This window comes from Pseudomonas cerasi, assembly GCF_027983475.1.
In the GTDB taxonomy this organism is placed as follows: Bacteria; Pseudomonadota; Gammaproteobacteria; order Pseudomonadales; family Pseudomonadaceae; genus Aquipseudomonas; species Aquipseudomonas cerasi.
Genome location: NZ_JAQJVM010000003.1, coordinates 63,828 through 79,815, shown reverse-complemented (window position 1 = coordinate 79,815; position 15,988 = coordinate 63,828). Strand labels below are relative to the sequence as shown.

At 61.1% G+C, this 15,988-nt stretch carries 13 protein-coding genes; 9 read left to right on the top strand and 4 right to left on the bottom strand.

All coding sequences use genetic code 11. The features are described from left to right. Positions 1–16 precede the first annotated feature (16 nt). On the bottom strand, positions 17–1,636 hold the full coding sequence (locus tag PI739_RS16570) for a glucan biosynthesis protein D (protein ID WP_003432784.1): 1,620 nt from the start codon (positions 1,634–1,636) through the stop codon (positions 17–19). A 528-nt stretch (positions 1,637–2,164) separates the two neighbouring features. On the opposite strand from PI739_RS16570, the gene hflK (PI739_RS16565) reads away from it, so the two are divergent. The 5 genes from hflK (PI739_RS16565) (at position 2,165) to cfaB (ending at position 9,612) form a co-directional block, all read left to right on the top strand. After that, the gene (gene hflK / locus PI739_RS16565) at positions 2,165–4,111 is read left to right on the top strand and encodes a protease modulator HflK (protein ID WP_054082263.1); all 1,947 of its coding nucleotides are present in this window, start codon (positions 2,165–2,167) and stop codon (positions 4,109–4,111) included. An 11-nt stretch (positions 4,112–4,122) separates the two neighbouring features. Continuing rightward, positions 4,123–5,160 (top strand): protease modulator HflC, encoded by a 1,038-nt coding sequence (hflC, locus tag PI739_RS16560; protein WP_003432786.1) that lies wholly within the window; start codon positions 4,123–4,125, stop codon positions 5,158–5,160. Continuing rightward, complete coding sequence (gene hflK / locus PI739_RS16555) at positions 5,157–6,227, top strand: protease modulator HflK (RefSeq protein ID WP_044310261.1); 1,071 nt, start codon at positions 5,157–5,159, stop codon at positions 6,225–6,227. Before hflC ends, hflK (PI739_RS16555) begins: the two co-directional genes overlap by 4 nt. Beyond that, the gene (locus PI739_RS16550) at positions 6,224–8,188 is read left to right on the top strand and encodes a heavy metal translocating P-type ATPase (RefSeq protein WP_103735949.1); all 1,965 of its coding nucleotides are present in this window, start codon (positions 6,224–6,226) and stop codon (positions 8,186–8,188) included. Before hflK (PI739_RS16555) ends, PI739_RS16550 begins: the two co-directional genes overlap by 4 nt. 236 nt (positions 8,189–8,424) lie before the next feature. Further along, positions 8,425–9,612 carry a C17 cyclopropane fatty acid synthase CfaB gene (gene cfaB, locus PI739_RS16545; RefSeq protein ID WP_042930494.1) on the top strand — a complete coding sequence of 396 codons (1,188 nt, stop codon included), beginning with the start codon at positions 8,425–8,427 and terminating at the stop codon, positions 9,610–9,612. Between the two features lie 46 nt (positions 9,613–9,658). Here the strand turns inward: cfaB and cls are convergent, their stop codons facing one another. Then, positions 9,659–11,098, bottom strand: coding sequence for a cardiolipin synthase (gene cls / locus PI739_RS16540; protein ID WP_054082260.1), 1,440 nt, complete (start codon positions 11,096–11,098; stop codon positions 9,659–9,661). Positions 11,099–11,267: 169 nt separating this feature from the next. Between cls and PI739_RS16535 the strand changes: the two genes are divergently transcribed. Together PI739_RS16535 and PI739_RS16530 are read left to right on the top strand one after the other, a co-directional pair. Next, entirely contained in the window at positions 11,268–11,789 is a 522-nt protein-coding gene (locus PI739_RS16535) for a DUF3617 domain-containing protein (RefSeq protein WP_003367913.1), read from the top strand. A gap of 200 nt (positions 11,790–11,989) precedes the next feature. Further along, positions 11,990–13,216 (top strand): N-acetylmuramoyl-L-alanine amidase, encoded by a 1,227-nt coding sequence (locus tag PI739_RS16530; RefSeq protein WP_054082259.1) that lies wholly within the window; start codon positions 11,990–11,992, stop codon positions 13,214–13,216. A 5-nt stretch (positions 13,217–13,221) separates the two neighbouring features. On the opposite strand, the gene PI739_RS16525 is transcribed toward PI739_RS16530, so the two are convergent. Next, positions 13,222–13,605, bottom strand: a complete 384-nt coding sequence (locus PI739_RS16525) for a hypothetical protein (RefSeq protein WP_042930495.1) — start codon at positions 13,603–13,605, stop codon at positions 13,222–13,224. A 140-nt stretch (positions 13,606–13,745) separates the two neighbouring features. Here PI739_RS16525 and zigA point away from each other — a divergent pair, with 140 nt between their 5' ends. Together zigA and PI739_RS16515 are read left to right on the top strand one after the other, a co-directional pair. Further along, positions 13,746–14,954: a zinc metallochaperone GTPase ZigA gene (gene zigA / locus PI739_RS16520; RefSeq protein WP_054082258.1), complete on the top strand. Its 1,209-nt coding sequence runs from the start codon at positions 13,746–13,748 to the stop codon at positions 14,952–14,954. Further along, the gene (locus PI739_RS16515; protein WP_054082257.1) at positions 14,954–15,604 is read left to right on the top strand and encodes a DUF1826 domain-containing protein; all 651 of its coding nucleotides are present in this window, start codon (positions 14,954–14,956) and stop codon (positions 15,602–15,604) included. The genes zigA and PI739_RS16515 overlap by 1 nt, the downstream gene beginning before the upstream one ends. Positions 15,605–15,607: 3 nt before the next feature. Here the strand turns inward: PI739_RS16515 and PI739_RS16510 are convergent, their stop codons facing one another. Next, complete coding sequence (locus PI739_RS16510; RefSeq protein ID WP_003367925.1) at positions 15,608–15,982, bottom strand: hypothetical protein; 375 nt, start codon at positions 15,980–15,982, stop codon at positions 15,608–15,610. Between the last annotated feature and the right edge of the window lie 6 nt (positions 15,983–15,988).

The window sequence follows — 15,988 nt, the reverse complement described above, 5'->3', positions numbered from 1 at the left end:
GTCACCCATCTGCGGATTACGGGTATTTACGTCTGTCCGGTGCAGGCGGGAAGTACTGATAGAGCCAGGTCTCGCTCAGCGTACGGTCGCCAGTGCGGATGAACATGCGCATTTCAACCGGCTCGACCGAGTCGCTGTCCGGTACCCAGTCGAAGGTGACGCGGTAGCCCTTGATGTCCGGCAACACGAGGATGTTGAAGTCCTGCACCTTGCCATGAGTGACCGTGACGATGGGCTCGATTCCAGTGCCTTCCGGCAAGCGATCCAGACCGCCGCCGTTGAAGTCCACCGCGAAGCGGCGTGCCCAGGTTTTCGGGTAATGCTCGCCCGGTGCCCAGCCTTCGAGGAAGCCGCCCATGCCTGAGCGTGTCGCGTGGACCTGTGCCAGCGGCGTGCTTACCGGCGGCAGCGGGCTCCAGAACAGCTTGTAGCCGTAGTTCATCGAGTCCCCGGCCTTGACCGGCGTCTTCGGTGTCCAGAACACTACGATGTTGTCCATCGTTTCGCCCGTGGTCGGCAGTTCCAGCAGGCTGACCTCGCCTTCGCCCCACGCCGTGATCGGCTCGACCCACAGGCTTGGACGACGGCTGTACCAGACAACGGTGTCCTGATAGCTGGAGAATTCGTGATCGCTCTGTACCAGCCCGAAGCCTTTCGGATCGGTGTCGGAGAACGCGCTGAACTGCGGTTTGGCCGGGTTGTTCAGCGGACGGCAGATCCACTCACCGTTGCCACGCCACATCGACAGGCGATCCGAGTCGTGGATTTGCGGGTGGATGGTGTCGCACATGCGGCGTTCGTGAGTGCCGCAGCTGAACATGCTGGTCATCGGCGAAATGCCCAGCTGCTGGATATCGGTACGCGCATTGACGTGCGCGTCGATTTCCATGACCACCTGGCCGGCCTGACAGTCGATGTCGAAGCGATAGGCGCCGGTCGCGCTCGGCGAATCGAGCAGTGCGTAAACCACGAAGCGTGTCGCGTTCTTGTCCGGCGTTTCAAACCAGAACTTCGTGAAGTCCGGAAATTCTTCCTGACGTTTGGCGTAACTGTCGATGGCCAGGCCGCGGGCCGAGAGGCCGTATTGCTTGTTGCTGTCCACGGCGCGGAAGTAGCTGGCGCCGAGGAACGAAACGACGTCATTGATGGCGATTTCAGGCGCCTTGAACAGTTTGAAACCGGCAAAGCCCAGGTCGCCCTTGACCAGGTTCTTGTCGATGCCACTGTTCTCGTAGTTGAACAGGTCATGGCGGAAATGCACTTCGCGCGCCTGCTTGCTCTGCGGATCGACGCTGTACATGCGCACGGGCGTCTTGAAGCCCATGCCGACGTGGAAGAAATGCACGTCGAGCTGGCCATGGACGTCTTTCCACAGCGAGTGATTCGGGTCGTAGCGGATGGCATTGAATTGCTGCGGCGTCATGTTCGCAAGTACCGGTGGCAGCACCTGCTTGTTGCTCACATACCCTTTGCTCGCAAGCTTCTTGGCATGCGCCTGCAACTCAGCAAAATCGAAGTGTTCGATCTCGCCATCGGCTGCGGCGGCCAGTGCCCGCGCAGCAAAAAGCCCTGAGGCCGATACGCTGCCGTAGGCGGCTAACGCCATGGACGCTTTCAGGAGATTTCTGCGATTCATAAAGGTGAAGCCTCTGAGTAATTCTGTGCGTCCTGCACAAAAAATGGCGCGCCAACGACTCCTTGCCGAACGCAAACTACCCACAACAGATAACAAAGACGAGATACGGTTCGGAAATCGGCCAAAAAAAAACGCCGATCATGGCTAATGAATCCGGCGTGTTGGCGGCTATAACGCTGATTTTTGCGTCGCTGCAGACTAATCGATTAAGCGCATCGCCGCTTGGCGCAAGGCTTCCAGACGATCGGGGCAAGAAACGCTGATCAACTCGACGTCTTCGACCCGCACGAAAACTTTTTTCGCCAGGCAATATTCAGCAATCATTTTGCTGGCGCGCGGGCTCGCTCTCTGCCCGACTTCAGGTCGATTCGCCCGCTGGGCAGCACCGCTATCTCACATCCGTTCAGCTAATAGTCCTGACGAAAGTTTCATTCCGCGTGTTATATCGTAACGCTATGATTCACTGGCATTCAGATGCCAATGCAGGGCTCTCCAAAGGGCGATAAATCAGTGGGTGCCGGGGTAGTGATGCGGGTTGATTTGGATGAGCACGAAGGCCTTGAAGGCCTGCCACGTTTTCAAATGGCGGTGCAACAGGTTCGGCGTCTGGGACGATTGATGTATGTGACCGGTGGAGCAGGGGCGTTCGGGCTGCTGCTGGCGTTGTCCATCGATCTGTTTTCCCCCGGCTCTTTGTGGATGGCCGTGTTGTGCAACGCCTCGGCGGCGTTGTTTCTGCTCACGGCGGGCTTGCAGTCGGCGCGGCATGTCGCGCTGTGGCGGGCTCGCGCGTTGCGTTCGCCGGACTCAGACACCCTCGACGAAAACCTGTCTGCTGGCGACGAGAGCGGCTGGTACGAGCGCCTGCTTGAACGGCTGAGTGACTCCGGCAAATCGCTGGTCAGGCACGTGGGCAGCTCGACCCTGTGGCTTGCCGGTTGGGCGGTGCTGGCGTTGATCGTCGTTCGTGCCTTCTGGAACCTGGCGCTGTCCGGCGTCGACCTCTCCACGGCCGGTAGCCTGGCCGGCAGCGTCATGCTGTTGTTGGCATTCGGGCTGCTGGTCATCGAGCGACAACTGAGCAGCGAGTCCGACAGTCAGTCGCCGGAGGCCGGTGCGCTGGCGCAACTGGTGCGCATGACGCTGATCGTCCTGCTGGTCGGCGCGCTGTGCCTGTTTTTCTCCAGTGCAGAACGTGTCTGGCCTGCGCGGCTGGCGGTATTGATCGGCCTGCTGCCGTTTGGCGTGGCGCTGGAGTTTCTGCTGCGCGCTGTGCTGTCGGTGTTCAGCCCGCGCAACCCACGCAGCGAACCGCGCCTGCTGGCCGCCAGTTTCATCGCCGACCTGTTGCGCTGGCCGCCGCGTCCGCTGCTCGCCTTGCAGCACGAACTGCACAACCGCTTTGGCATCGATCTGCGCCAGATCTGGGCCTTTACCTACATGCGTCGCGCCTTTTTGCCGGTGCTGACGGTGGTCGCAGCGCTGGGCTGGGTGCTGAGCGGCGTGCATGAAATTCCCATGCAGGGGCGGGGCATTTATGAACGCTTCGGCAAGCCGGTCGACGTGTTCGGGCCCGGTCTGCACGTGGGTTTGCCCTGGCCGTTCGGGCGTGTGCTGGCCGTTGAAAACGGCGTGGTTCATGAGCTGGCGACCAGCGTTTCTGCTGCCGACACGGCCGAGCAAACGCTGGACCCGGCCGAAGGCCCGCCACCGGGTAGCGCCAACCGTCTATGGGATGCCAGCCATATCAACGAAAAATCCCAGGTCATTGCCAGCAGTGCAGGCGACAAGCAGAGCTTTCAGATCGTCAATATGGACGTGCGGTTCGTCTACCGTATCGGCCTGACAGATGCCGCAGCCATGGCGTCGACCTATAACAGCGCTGACATCCCAGCCTTGATTCGCAGCACGGCCAGCCGAGTGCTGGTGCATGACTTTGCTTCGCGCACGCTGGATGAACTGCTCGGCGAACAGCGCAGCGAGCTGGCCGATGACATCGGCAAGGCCGTGCAGGCCGACTTGCAGCGGCTGGACAGCGGCGTCGAATTGCTCGCTACGGTGGTTGAAGCCATCCACCCGCCTGCCGGTGCGGCCAACGCCTATCATGCTGTGCAGGCTGCGCAGATTGGTGCACAGGCGCTGATCTCTCGCGAACGCGGCGCGGCCAGCGACAGGGCCAATCAGGCGCAGCTCAATGCCAGCGTGGCGCGTGATCAGGCCAGTGCCGTCGCCCGCGAGATTCTGGCCGGCGCACAGGGTGCAGACCTGCGCTTCAGTGCCGAACGTCAGGCCTATGCCAAGGCAGGCCAGGCGTTTTTGCTGGAGCAATACCTGGCCCAACTGACCGAGGGCCTGGGCAATGCGAAGCTGCTGATACTCGACCACCGTCTGGGCGGCGACAGTGCGCCGACCATCGACCTGCGTACCTTCACCCCACCGGCAGACCCAACGGCGCCGCGTAAAGCCGTTCAGTAAGGAGTCGTCCCTTGAGTCTGTTCCATCATCATCACGATCACGCCGACCACGATAGCCATGACAGTCACGGCCATGGCGGCCATGGTCATCACCACCATCATCATGGCGCGAGCGGCCCGGCAGCGTTCCCCTGGCGGCGGGCAAGCCTGGCTGCGGTGCTGATCGCGTTTGCGATTGCAGCAGCGAGCCTGGTGCAGGTGCGTTCGGGCGAGGCGACCGTCGTCACACGCTTCGGCAACCCGTCCCGCGTCCTGCTGGAGCCGGGCCTCAACTGGCGCTGGCCGGCACCGTTCGAGGCGACCATCCCGGTGGATCTGCGCCTGCGAACCACTTCCAGCGGTCTGCAGGACGTCGGTACCCGCGATGGCTTGCGCATCATCGTTCAGGCCTACGTGGCGTGGCAGGTGCAGGGCGACGCCGACAACGTGCAGCGCTTCATGCGCGCGGTACAGAACCAGCCCGACGAGGCGGCGCGGCAGATCCGTACCTTTGTCGGCTCGGCGCTGGAAACCACCGCGAGCAGTTTCGACCTCTCCAGCCTGGTGAATACCGACGCCAGCAAGGTGAATATCACTGCCTTCGAAAATCAGCTGCGCCAGCAGATCGATCAGCAACTGCTGGCGACTTATGGGGTGCGTGTCCTGCAGGTCGGCGTGGAACGACTGACCCTGCCTTCGGTAACGCTCAACGCTACCGTGGACCGCATGCGCGCCGAGCGCGAGACCATCGCCACCGAGCGAACCGCCGTGGGCAAGCGTGAGGCGGCGCAGATTCGTTCGGCCGCCGAGCGCGATGCACGGATTGTCGAAGCCGATGCCACGGTCAAGGCGGCCGATATCGAAGCACAGTCGCGGGTTGAAGCCGCGCAGATCTATGGCCGTGCCTATGCGGGCTCGCCGCAGCTCTACAACCTGCTGCGCTCGCTGGATACGCTGGGCACTATCGTGACGCCCGGCACCCGCCTGATACTGCGCACCGACGCGGCGCCGTTCCGCGTGCTGGTGGACGGCCCGCCGACGCTGGATGGCAAGAGCGGAACGCAGCCATGAGCCAGCCGGTCGACGAAGCCGTGGCGCAGCGCCCGCCGGTAAACAGCCCTTGGTTGCAGGCGAGCCGTCTGGCGTTTCTGGGGCTGTATGGCGTGACATTGCTCGCCGCGCTTGCCTGGGCGACGTCCAACATACGCCAGATCGATCCACAGAACCGCGCGGTGGTCATGCACTTCGGCGCGATCGAGCGGGTTCAGAACGCAGGGCTGCTGATAGCCTGGCCGCAGCCGTTCGAACAGGTGGTGCTGCTGCCTTCGGCTGATCGGGTGATAGAGCGGCGCGTGGAAACCCTGCTGCGTTCGCCTGCCGCGTTGAAAGCCGATGAAGTCGCGACCCTGTCGGCACCCATGAGCGATGCACTGGCAGGCTCCGGTTTTCTGCTGACTGGCGATGCCGGTGTGGTGCAACTGGACGTCACGGTGTTTTACAAAGTGACTGACCCCACTGCCTTCGTGTTGCAGGGCGAGCATGTATTGCCCGCGCTGGACCGGCTGGTCAATCGCAGCGCTGTGGTGCTAACGGCGGCGCGGGATCTGGACACCATTCTGGTTGCCCGTCCCGAGCTGATCGGTGCTGACAGCCAGGCCGCCGAGCGCCGTGAGCGGCTGCGTGGCGATCTTGTGCGCGGCATCAATCAGCGTCTGGCCGAGCTCAAGGCGACCGGCATGGGCATCGGTGTCGAGGTCGCTCGGGTGGATGTGCAGTCGAGCTTGCCGACCTCGGCAGTCAACGCTTTCAATGCTGTGCTGACGGCCAGTCAGCAGGCCGATCAGGCCGTGGCCAACGCGCGCACGGAGGCCGAAAAGCTGACCCAGACCGCCAATCAACAGGCCGACCGAACCCTGCAAGTGGCGCATGCACAGGCGTCCGAGCGTCTGGCCAAGGCGCAGTCGGCTACCGCAACCGTTGTCAGCCTCACCCAATCAGCCGAAACCCGCAGCGATCCCGGCCTGATGCAACGTCTCTACCGTGAACGCGTACCGGTCATTCTGCATCAGGCGGGTTCGGTGACCACGGTCGATCCCAAAGACGATTCCCGCCTGATCATTCAGGGAGCACCACAATGAGTGGCGAAGCCGTTCACACCCACGACGCTGGTCAACCGCAAGCGCCTGGCAGTCTGCTGAGCAGCGCAGAACAGCGCAGTGCCGCCCGGCAACTGACCCTCGCGATGCTGGCCTTGGGCTTGCTGGCATTGGGACTGGTCTGGCGGTTTTTCGCCCCGGAGCAGGCAGGTGTCAGCCAGTTGCTGTTGGGCGCTGCGTCACTGTTGGTGGCGATACCGGTGATCAGCGCCGGCTGGCACAGCCTGCGGCATCCGAGCCTGCACGGCATCACCGATCAGTTGATCGCACTGGCGATGCTCGGTGCCTGGGCCACCGGTGACCTGATGACCGCCGCGTTGCTGCCGATCATCATGATCTTCGGTCATGTGTTGGAAGAGCGCAGTGTGATCGGCTCGCAGGAGGCCATCGAAGCGCTGGGACGCCTGACTCGCAGCCAGGCGCGTTTGCTCGGCGCCGACGGCAGCGTGCGCGAGGTCGACAACGCGACGCTCAAAGCCGGCGATCAGGTGGAAGTGCGGGCGGGCGACCGCGTTCCGGCGGACGGTCGGGTGCTGTCCGGGCAAGCCAGTCTGGATACGTCGTCGATCACTGGCGAATCGGTCCCGCTGGAAGCCAGTGTCGGGGTCGAGGTGTTCGGTGGCGCCATCAACCTCGACGGCCTGCTGCGCATCGAAGTGACCCGCATCGGCGATCAGTCGACGCTGGGCAAGGTCATCGCGCTGATGCAGAGCGCAGAGCGTTCCAAGCCGCCTATCACGCGTCTGCTGGAGCGCTACGCAGGCAGTTACATGGTGCTGGTCTTGCTGATCGCGGCGCTGACCTGGTTTATCACTCAGGATGCCCAGGCGATGCTGGCAGTGCTGGTCGCAGCCTGTCCCTGTGCGCTGGTGCTTTCGGCCCCGGCCACCGCCATTGCAGGTATTGCGGTCGCGGCGCGGCACGGGATTCTGATCCGCAGTTCGGCGTTTCTTGAAGAACTGGCTGACCTCAACTCACTGGTTGTGGACAAGACCGGCACCCTGACCTACGGCCGTCTGCGTCTGCAGTCCGTGCAGGCTGACGGTTCGCAGCATCCACAATTGCTGGAGCTGGCTGCGAGCCTCGGGTCTGCCAGCAGTCACCCGGTGAGTCGGGCCTTGGCCGGGCTGGTGGATAATGCCCGACTGCTGCCGCTGACCGACACCCGTGAGCGCCAGGGCCTGGGTGTAGTGGCCTCGACCGGGCAGGGCGATGCAGCACTGGGCCGCCCGGAGTTATTCGCACAGATGGGCATCGTCACGCCTGCTGTCCCTGCACATGACGGCCCGCTGGCCGGTCTGTCGCTGGACGGGGTTTTTCTGGCCTGGCTGCTGCTGGCCGACAGTGTCAAACCCGAAGCTCAGGCGGCGCTGCTTGAATTACGCGGCCTGGGCCTGGGCCGACAATTGCTGTTGACCGGTGACCGGCAGAGCGTGGCCGACAATCTGGCGCACGATATCGGCATCGCTGACGTTCAGGCGCAGGCGCTGCCTGAAGACAAACTCAACCGCGTCATGGGCGAGATCTCCAGTGGTTTCCGGCCAATGGTGGTCGGCGACGGGGTCAACGATTCGCTGGCCCTGAAGGCGGGCGTGGTCGGCGTGGCGATGGGCGCGGGTGGGGCGGATATCGCGCTGGCATCCGCCGACATCGTGCTGATCGGCAGCGATCTGCGCCGCCTGGGCACCTGTGTGCGACTCAGCCGCCAGTGCCGTCACACCTTGCAGGTCAACGTCATCATTGGGCTGGGCTGGACGCTGGCCATCGTGGCTCTGGCCGCCTTTGGTCTGCTTGGCGCTGCGGGCGCGATGGTCGCAGCTATCCTGCACAATCTAAGCACCCTGTTGGTATTGGGCAACGCCGGACGTTTGCTGCGCTTTCAGGAGCCATTGCTCAAGCTCGAAGACGTGGGTGTGCAACATCAGGTCTCACGCCTGCACTGATGATCAGTGCGTCAAACGGCTTGAGCTTTGACTAATTCTGTTACAGATTAAGCGCTGTGTTTCATTGTGTGATCCAAATTCAGGCTGACTCTCGGCTCGAATCAGAGGGCACAGGGCTGTTCCCCCGCAGTTGATTCATAGCAGTTTTGCCGTCGCCAATGCCTTTTCAGGCCCTTTTGCGGGGCCTTTGCTGGATTACTCTTTTTTGAGTTTCTGGATAAGGGGGTGATTTTGAAATGCTTACACAACTTCCAACGACCTTGCAGAACCTTCATCTGCCGTTGCGGCTCCGGCTCTGGGACGGTCATCAGATGGACCTCGGGCCTGCGCCCAGCATCACGATAGTCGTCAAGGACCCGCAGCTGGTCTCCGACTTCAGTCACCCCAGTCTGGGCCTGCTCGGCAGCGCGTTTGTGGAGGGGCGGCTGGAACTGGAGGGCTCCATCAGCGAAGTGGTCCGGGTCTGCGATGAACTGACCCACGCGCTGGTGGACGATGACGACAGCGCTGGCAATCCGATCCGGGTCGAGCATGACAAGGACACTGACGCGGCCTCGATTGCCTATCACTATGATGTCTCCAACGACTTCTACCAGCTCTGGCTCGACAGGGAGATGGTCTACTCCTGCGCGTATTTCAAGACAGGGGACGAATCGCTGGAGCAGGCGCAGCAGGATAAATTCCACCACCTGTGCCGCAAGTTGCGGCTAAAGCGCGGTGAATACCTGTTGGACGTCGGCTGCGGCTGGGGCGGGCTGGCGCGTTTTGCGGCTCGCGAATACGGCGTGAAGGTCTTTGGCATCACGTTGAGCCAGCAACAATTGGCACTGGCCCGCGAACGCGTGCAAGCCGAAGGTCTTCAGGACAAGGTCGACCTGCAATTGCTCGACTACCGCGACCTGCCGCAGGATGCGCGCTTCGACAAAGTGGTCAGTGTCGGCATGTTCGAGCACGTCGGACACGCCAACCTGCCGTTGTACGCGCAACGCCTGTTCGGCGCGGTGAAGGAGGGCGGCCTGGTGATGAATCACGGCATCACCGCGCGGCACACCGACGGTCGTCCTGTGGGGCGTGGTGCCGGCGAGTTCATTGACCGCTATGTTTTCCCCAATGGCGAGCTGCCGCACATGGCCATGATCAGCGCCCATATCAGCGAAGCCGGGCTTGAAGTGGTCGACGTGGAAAGCCTGCGCCCGCACTACGCGAAAACCCTGGAGCACTGGAGCGCACGACTGGAATCCCGACTCGACGAAGCCGCGCGAATCGTACCCGAACAGACCCTGCGGATCTGGCGGCTATACCTCGCAGGCTGCGCCTATGGATTCACCAAGGGCTGGATCAACCTGCACCAGATACTCGCCGTGAAACCCTTCGCCGACGGCAACACCGGACTGCCACTGACGCGCGAGGATATTTATGGGTGAAGTCCCGCTCGTCTCTTCAAGACAGGCAGCGTAGTGCACAGAGGTCTCACAGAATCGGTGAAATCAGCCGCGCCACACGCATGCCCAACTGATGCAGACGCCGTGTTTCGTGGCTTTCCTGCACGGAGATTTCACGTGCGAGGTTGAAGTCGGCGGTGAGCATGGATTCCACCTGGCTGGAGAAGTCGCTGTCGACCGTGAGCAGCATCAATTCGAAGTTGAGGCGGAACGAGCGGTTGTCGAGGTTCGCGCTGCCGATGGCGGTGATCTCGTTGTCGACCAGGACGACCTTCTGATGCAGGAAGCCCGGCTCGTAGCGGAACACTCGGACCCCGGCACGTACGGCGTCGAAGGCGTACAGACTTGAAGCGGCGTAGACCACGTAATGGTCGGGGCGCGACGGCAGCAGCAGGCGCACGTCCACGCCGCGCAACACTGCCAGGGTCAGCGCAGCGGTCACGGCTTCGTCAGGGATGAAGTAGGGGCTGGTGATCCACACGCGCTCTTCGGCTGCGTGGATGGCTTCAACGAAGAACAGCGAGCAGGTTTCCTGCGCGTCAGCCGGGCCGCTGGTCAACAGTTGGCAAAGCACACCGTCTTCGGGAAACTCATCAGGCAGGCTTAACGGAGGCAGTTCGCGGGTGGCCCAGAACCAGTCCTCGGCGAACGACTCCTGCAAGCAGGCGACCACCGGGCCGATGACTTGCACATGGGTGTCGCGCCATGGAGCCAGCGGCGGCTTCAGGCCCATGTACTCATCACCCACATTGTGACCGCCCATATAACCTTTCAGGCCATCGACAACGACGATCTTGCGGTGGTTGCGGAAGTTGATCTGAAAGCGATTGAGCCAGCCGCCACGTGTGGCGAAGGCTTTTATCTGCACGCCACCGTCGCGTAGCTTATCGATATAACTGCCTGGCAAGGCGTGGCTGCCGATGCGGTCGTACAGTACAAAGATCGCCACACCTTCTGCCGCTTTCTCCAGCAGCAGCGCTTGCAGCTCGCGCCCGAGTTTGTCGTCATGAATGATGAAGAACTGAATCAGGATGGTCTTCTTCGCTTCTCGGATAGCCTGAAAAATGGCTCCGAAGGTTTCCTCGCCATTGATCAGCAACTTGACCTTGTTGTTGGCCAGCGCCGGCATGTTGCCCAGCTTGGGCATTGCACGCAGCGCCGCATAGGCATCTGACCGACGCGCAGCCACGGCTTCTTCCATCCACGGCCGCCAGTTGAGGCTGCCGATCGCGATCCGCATTTCCTGGTTGGCCTGGCGACGCGCCTTGATGTACGCGTCGAATGAGCTTCGGCCGAACACCAGGTAAGGCAGCAGGGTGAAATAGGGAATGAACAGCAGCGGCATCGCCCAGGCAATCGCGCCTTGGGAGGTGCGCACAGTCAGCAACGCATGGATGGCGGCGCCTGTACCGAGTAAATGAATGAAACCCAGGACATAACCGAAAAAGTACGGGTCGTGATAATCCATGTGGAACAATGCTCCTCGCCTTTGCTGCCTAACAGACCACAGCTGAACAGGAATGTCGCTATTTAATTCCGGGTGCAACTGGGCGACATGTGTGCCGTCTAAGGTTTATCTTTTGGCTGGATTATTCCAGTCTCGTTTTCATCCGCAGTGCCCGATCAGGAATCTTGAAATGAACAAACGCATGTTGGCTTGGATGTTTTGTCTGGCGGCTCCTATGGCTCAGGCGCAGATGCTGCAACCGGGTTTGTGGGAGCTGACGTCCAGCAATATGAAAGTGGACGGACAACAGCTGCCGGACATGCAGTTGATGCTGGGACAGTTGCAGAATCTGCCGCCCGAGCAGCGTGCGATGATGGAACAGATGATGAAGAAGCAGGGCGTCACCCTTGGCGGCAAAGGCGTGAGGGCCTGCCTGACTCAGGCGCAGGTGCAGTCGGACGACATTCCGCTGACTGACCCGGCATCCGGATGCACGCAAAAGATTACTGCGCGCAACGGCAAGACCTGGAACTTCCAGTTCAGCTGCCCAAAAGCCAAGGGCACCGGACAGGCGCAGTTCCTGAGTGATCGCGAGTTCACTACCAACGTGGTGGGCACGTTCAATGCCACCGGGCAGCAACAGAACGGCAGCATGGACACCCGCGCGGTTTGGCTCGGGCCGCAATGTGGCAACGTCGCCCCACGTACCTGATCAAATTCATAGAGTTATGTTCCACGTGGAACACGCTGCGCAGAGGTGATGATTTTTTGTCACCTCTGATGGTGTGGCAGGTAACTTAATCTTCATGAAGGACCTCATCTTTCGTCCGTAACTGCATGTTATATTGTTACTAATGATGTGGATGAACCCTTCGTGAGCCGGGATGCTCAATTTGCTCTTTGAGACGTTCCATGCACCGACGCCAAGTGTTGCTCAACATGCTGCTTGCCAGCGCGGCCCTGACGTTGCCGTTGGGTGCCTATGCCACGCAAATTCGTAACGCCCGCCTTTGGCGTACCAACGACAAGCTGCGACTGGTCCTCGACCTGAGCGGCCCGGTGCAATACAAGACTTTCACCCTGACAGCCCCCGACCGCCTGATCATCGACGTCAGCGGTTCGCGGCTGACCGGCGACTTCAGTCAGTTGGCGCTGGACCGTACCGTTATAAAATCGATTCGCTCCGGGCATTACGGCCAGGGTGACGACACACGTATCGTGCTGGACCTCACCGCACCGGTACAGCTCAACAGTTTCCTGCTCGGCCCGGAAGGCGGGCAGGGGCATCGGCTGGTCCTGGACATGAGTTCCACGGTCCATGCGCCGGTGCAGATGGCTGAGCTGCCGCCGCCGGTGCCTGTGCCAATCCCGACCAGCAAGGCGCACACCGGACGCGACATCATGGTGGTGGTCGATGCCGGTCATGGCGGCAAGGATCCTGGCGCTGTTGGTTCGCGGGGTGAACGCGAAAAAGATGTGGTGCTGTCCATCGCTCAGTTGCTGGCCAGACGTTTGAAGCGCGAGAAAGGCTTCGACGTACGTCTGGTGCGCAACGATGACTTTTTCGTACCGCTGCGCAAGCGCGTCGAGTTCGCGCACAAGTCCAACGCCGACATGTTCATCTCCGTGCACGCCGATGCTGCGCCTCGTCTGACGGCATCGGGTGCGTCGGTGTTTGCCCTTTCCGAAGGCGGAGCAACGTCGGCAACGGCGCGCTTCATGGCTCAGCGGGAAAACGGCGCGGACCTGCTGGGTGCCACGTCGCTGCTCAATCTGAAGGACAAGGACCCGATGCTCGCCGGGGTGATTCTCGACATGTCGATGAACGCCACTATTGCAGCCAGTCTGCAATTGGGCCACACCGTTCTGGGCAGTCTCGAAGGTATCACCACGCTGCATCAGAAGCGCGTTGAACAGGCCGGTTTCGCCGTTCTCAAATCACCCGATGTGCCGTCGATTCTGGTCGAGACCGGCTTTATCTCCAACAGCCGCGACAGCCAGCGCCTGGTCACTGCGCGTCATCAACAAGCCGTTGCCGATGGCCTGTTCGATGGCCTGCAGCGCTATTTTCAGCGTAACCCGCCAGTGGACTCGCACATGGCCTGGCTGCAGGCGCAGAAGCAGGAACTGCCGGTCTGATCGGCTCAGCGGCAGCCATTCAAGCGGCTGCAGGTGATCTTGCTGCGCGTGCCGCTTGAGCTGGATACCCGAGTGATGGTCGTCCAGCCCACACGCTGCACAGTGCCTGCCCAAGCCTCGCCATCAGAAGCCAACCCGGTAAAAAACGTCAATTGACCATAGCGGCTGTTGGTCTGCGCCCAGCGGCGCTTGTCGAGCACTTCGTATCCCTTCAACCAGGTCGTCGATCCGGCAGTGGCCACGCTGTAGCTGTTGCCCTGCGCATCGCTGCACGCCAATACCGTCGCGCTACGCGTACAGGTGGCGAGGTCGGCGGAAGGGTTTGGAGGTGCAGCCATCACATGCGCGCTGATCAGCATCGCCATCAAACCTGTTGAAACCCGTCTCATGAAGATCCCTTCACCAAGGCCATAGCTATTTTTGGTTGTTATACTATAACATCCGAATGTGATTAGAGCTGGCTGCCTGAGGGATTCGTCGCAGCCGATATGAACAAGGTTCAAGCCTTGCAGCTGCCTGGAGAGTCCTGATGGCAAATCTTCTACCCGTTACCGTTTTGTCCGGTTTTCTCGGGGCCGGTAAAAGCACTTTACTCAATTATGTGCTGCGCAACCGTGAAAACCTGCGGGTTGCGGTGATCGTCAATGACATGAGCGAGATCAACATCGACGGCAGCGAAGTTCAGCGTGATGTCAGCTTGAACCGTGCCGAAGAAAAGCTGATCGAGATGAGCAATGGCTGCATCTGCTGCACCCTGCGCGAGGACCTGCTCGAAGAGGTCAGCCGTCTGGCTCAGGACGGTCGTTTTGATTACTTATTGATCGAATCCACAGGAATCTCCGAGCCGTTGCCCGTGGCTGAAACCTTCACCTTCCGCGACGAGGCCGGCAAAAGCCTGATGGACCTGGCGCGCCTGGACACCATGGTCACCGTGGTCGACGGCGTGAACTTCCTGCTCGATTACGAGGCGGCAGACGGCTTGTCCACACGCGGTGAAACCCTGGGTGAAGACGATGATCGCTCGATCACCGACCTGCTGATCGAGCAGATCGAGTTTGCCGACGTCATCCTGCTCAGCAAGATCGACCTGATCAGCTCCAGTGAGCGTGAAGAGCTGATGGCGATCCTCAAGCGCCTCAACCCGGAGGCCGAGATTGTGCCGATGGTGATGGGCCAGGTGCCGTTGGCGACGATTCTCAACACCGGGCGTTTTGACTTCCAGCGCGCTTCCCAGGCACCGGGCTGGCTCAAGGAAATGCGCGGCGAACACACGCCGGAAACCGAAGAGTACGGCATAGCATCAACGGCCTATCGCGCTCGCCGACCGTTCCATCCGGAGCGCTTTTTCGATTTCATCAATCGTCCCTGGGGCAACGGCAAGCTGCTGCGCTCCAAAGGCTTCTTCTGGCTGGCCAGCAAATACAAGGACGCAGGCAGTTGGTCGCAGGCAGGCGGCTTGATGCGCCATGGCTTTGCCGGACGCTGGTGGCGTTTCGTGAACCGAGACAGCTGGCCCGAGGACAAGGAAAGCGTCAAATCCATTCTAGAGAACTGGTCGACTGAAACCGGCGACTGTCGGCAGGAACTGGTGTTCATCGGCCAGAACATCGATTTTGTGCGGCTGACCGCCGAGCTGGATAACTGCCTGCTCACTGATGCGGAGATGGAGGCGGGTGTCGAGCGTTGGCGTGCGCTGGCCGATCCGTTTGGCGATTGGTACGAAGAGGTGGCTGCCTGATGCTGGCTTATCGTTTTAAACCTGAAACCGCAGTCCGCCAGGCACACGGTGATACGCCCGACGTGTTGAGCGAGATTCTGCAGGACGGCGTCAACCTTGCGCTCTGGCAGCGTCAATTACCTGCGCACATAGAGGACTTCGGCGCCTTGCTACTGTCGATGAACGAGCCTCTGGCCGAGTCCATGACCCTGGAAGTGCGGGGCGGTGAGGTCGAGCCTGACTTGAGCGCGCTGGCATCGGGCTACTCCGATCTGCTGGGCTATCAGGGGTTCGTTGCCGACGTTTCCTGGCTGGTCGGCGCCTATGCCTGTCTGCTGGGTGCCGAGTGCGTTGGCCTGCGTTTGCGGGTGCTCGACAAGGCCATGTGCCCGCGCTTCCATGTCGATCATGTGCCGGTACGTCTTATCACCACTTATGGCGGGGTTGGCAGTCAATGGCTGCATGAAGGGGTGATGGACCGTAAACAACTGGGGTGTCTGGACGCCGAGCCGACGGATGCTGCCCGTATCCAGCAGATCAACAGCGGTGAAGTGGCGCTGCTCAAGGGCGAACGCTGGCACGGCAATGAAGGTTTTGGCCTGATCCATCGCTCGCCGCAACTGCTGCGCAACGAGCGCAGGTTGATTCTGACGCTGGACTGGCTGGCTTGAAGATCAGTCAGGAGTTATCCACTGCCCCTTGCTCTGGCCTTCGCAGAAGGGCTTGAGGTACAGCGCGTCACCGGCGACGCCGTAATAGTGGATATGCTCGCGATACGGCATATTGGCAACCTGCGCATTGCGGCAGACACCGAAGGCACCTGCCGGGCACTGTTGCGAGTAAGTGGTCTCGGTCTTCTGCCCGGCCAGTTGCGGCTGGCAGAAGCTGTCGTGAAACAGGTTTGCCGGGATGTTGATATTTTCCTGGCAGACCTTCACGTCGAGCCTTTCGGCCTGGCTGTGGACCAGACACGCTTCGGCCCACGCCGAACCGGAAGACACTGTCAGCAACATCAACACCAGGCGGGCAGGCAGCCGCATTACTTGCATCGTTAT

Excerpts from the sequence above, each read along its gene's own strand:
- PI739_RS16535 (WP_003367913.1), top strand. The coding sequence starts at position 11,268 with ATGAACAAACGCATGTTGGCTTGGATGTTTTGTCTGGCGGCTCCTATG.
- hflK (WP_054082263.1), top strand. The coding sequence starts at position 2,165 with ATGCGGGTTGATTTGGATGAGCACGAAGGCCTTGAAGGCCTGCCACGT.
- PI739_RS16525 (WP_042930495.1), bottom strand. The coding sequence starts at position 13,605 with ATGAGACGGGTTTCAACAGGTTTGATGGCGATGCTGATCAGCGCGCAT.
- PI739_RS16510 (WP_003367925.1), bottom strand. The coding sequence starts at position 15,982 with ATGCAAGTAATGCGGCTGCCTGCCCGCCTGGTGTTGATGTTGCTGACA.
- zigA (WP_054082258.1), top strand. The coding sequence starts at position 13,746 with ATGGCAAATCTTCTACCCGTTACCGTTTTGTCCGGTTTTCTCGGGGCC.
- PI739_RS16550 (WP_103735949.1), top strand. The coding sequence starts at position 6,224 with ATGAGTGGCGAAGCCGTTCACACCCACGACGCTGGTCAACCGCAAGCG.
- PI739_RS16570 (WP_003432784.1), bottom strand. The coding sequence starts at position 1,636 with ATGAATCGCAGAAATCTCCTGAAAGCGTCCATGGCGTTAGCCGCCTAC.
- PI739_RS16530 (WP_054082259.1), top strand. The coding sequence starts at position 11,990 with ATGCACCGACGCCAAGTGTTGCTCAACATGCTGCTTGCCAGCGCGGCC.
- cls (WP_054082260.1), bottom strand. The coding sequence starts at position 11,098 with ATGGATTATCACGACCCGTACTTTTTCGGTTATGTCCTGGGTTTCATT.
- hflK (WP_044310261.1), top strand. The coding sequence starts at position 5,157 with ATGAGCCAGCCGGTCGACGAAGCCGTGGCGCAGCGCCCGCCGGTAAAC.
- cfaB (WP_042930494.1), top strand. The coding sequence starts at position 8,425 with ATGCTTACACAACTTCCAACGACCTTGCAGAACCTTCATCTGCCGTTG.
- PI739_RS16515 (WP_054082257.1), top strand. The coding sequence starts at position 14,954 with ATGCTGGCTTATCGTTTTAAACCTGAAACCGCAGTCCGCCAGGCACAC.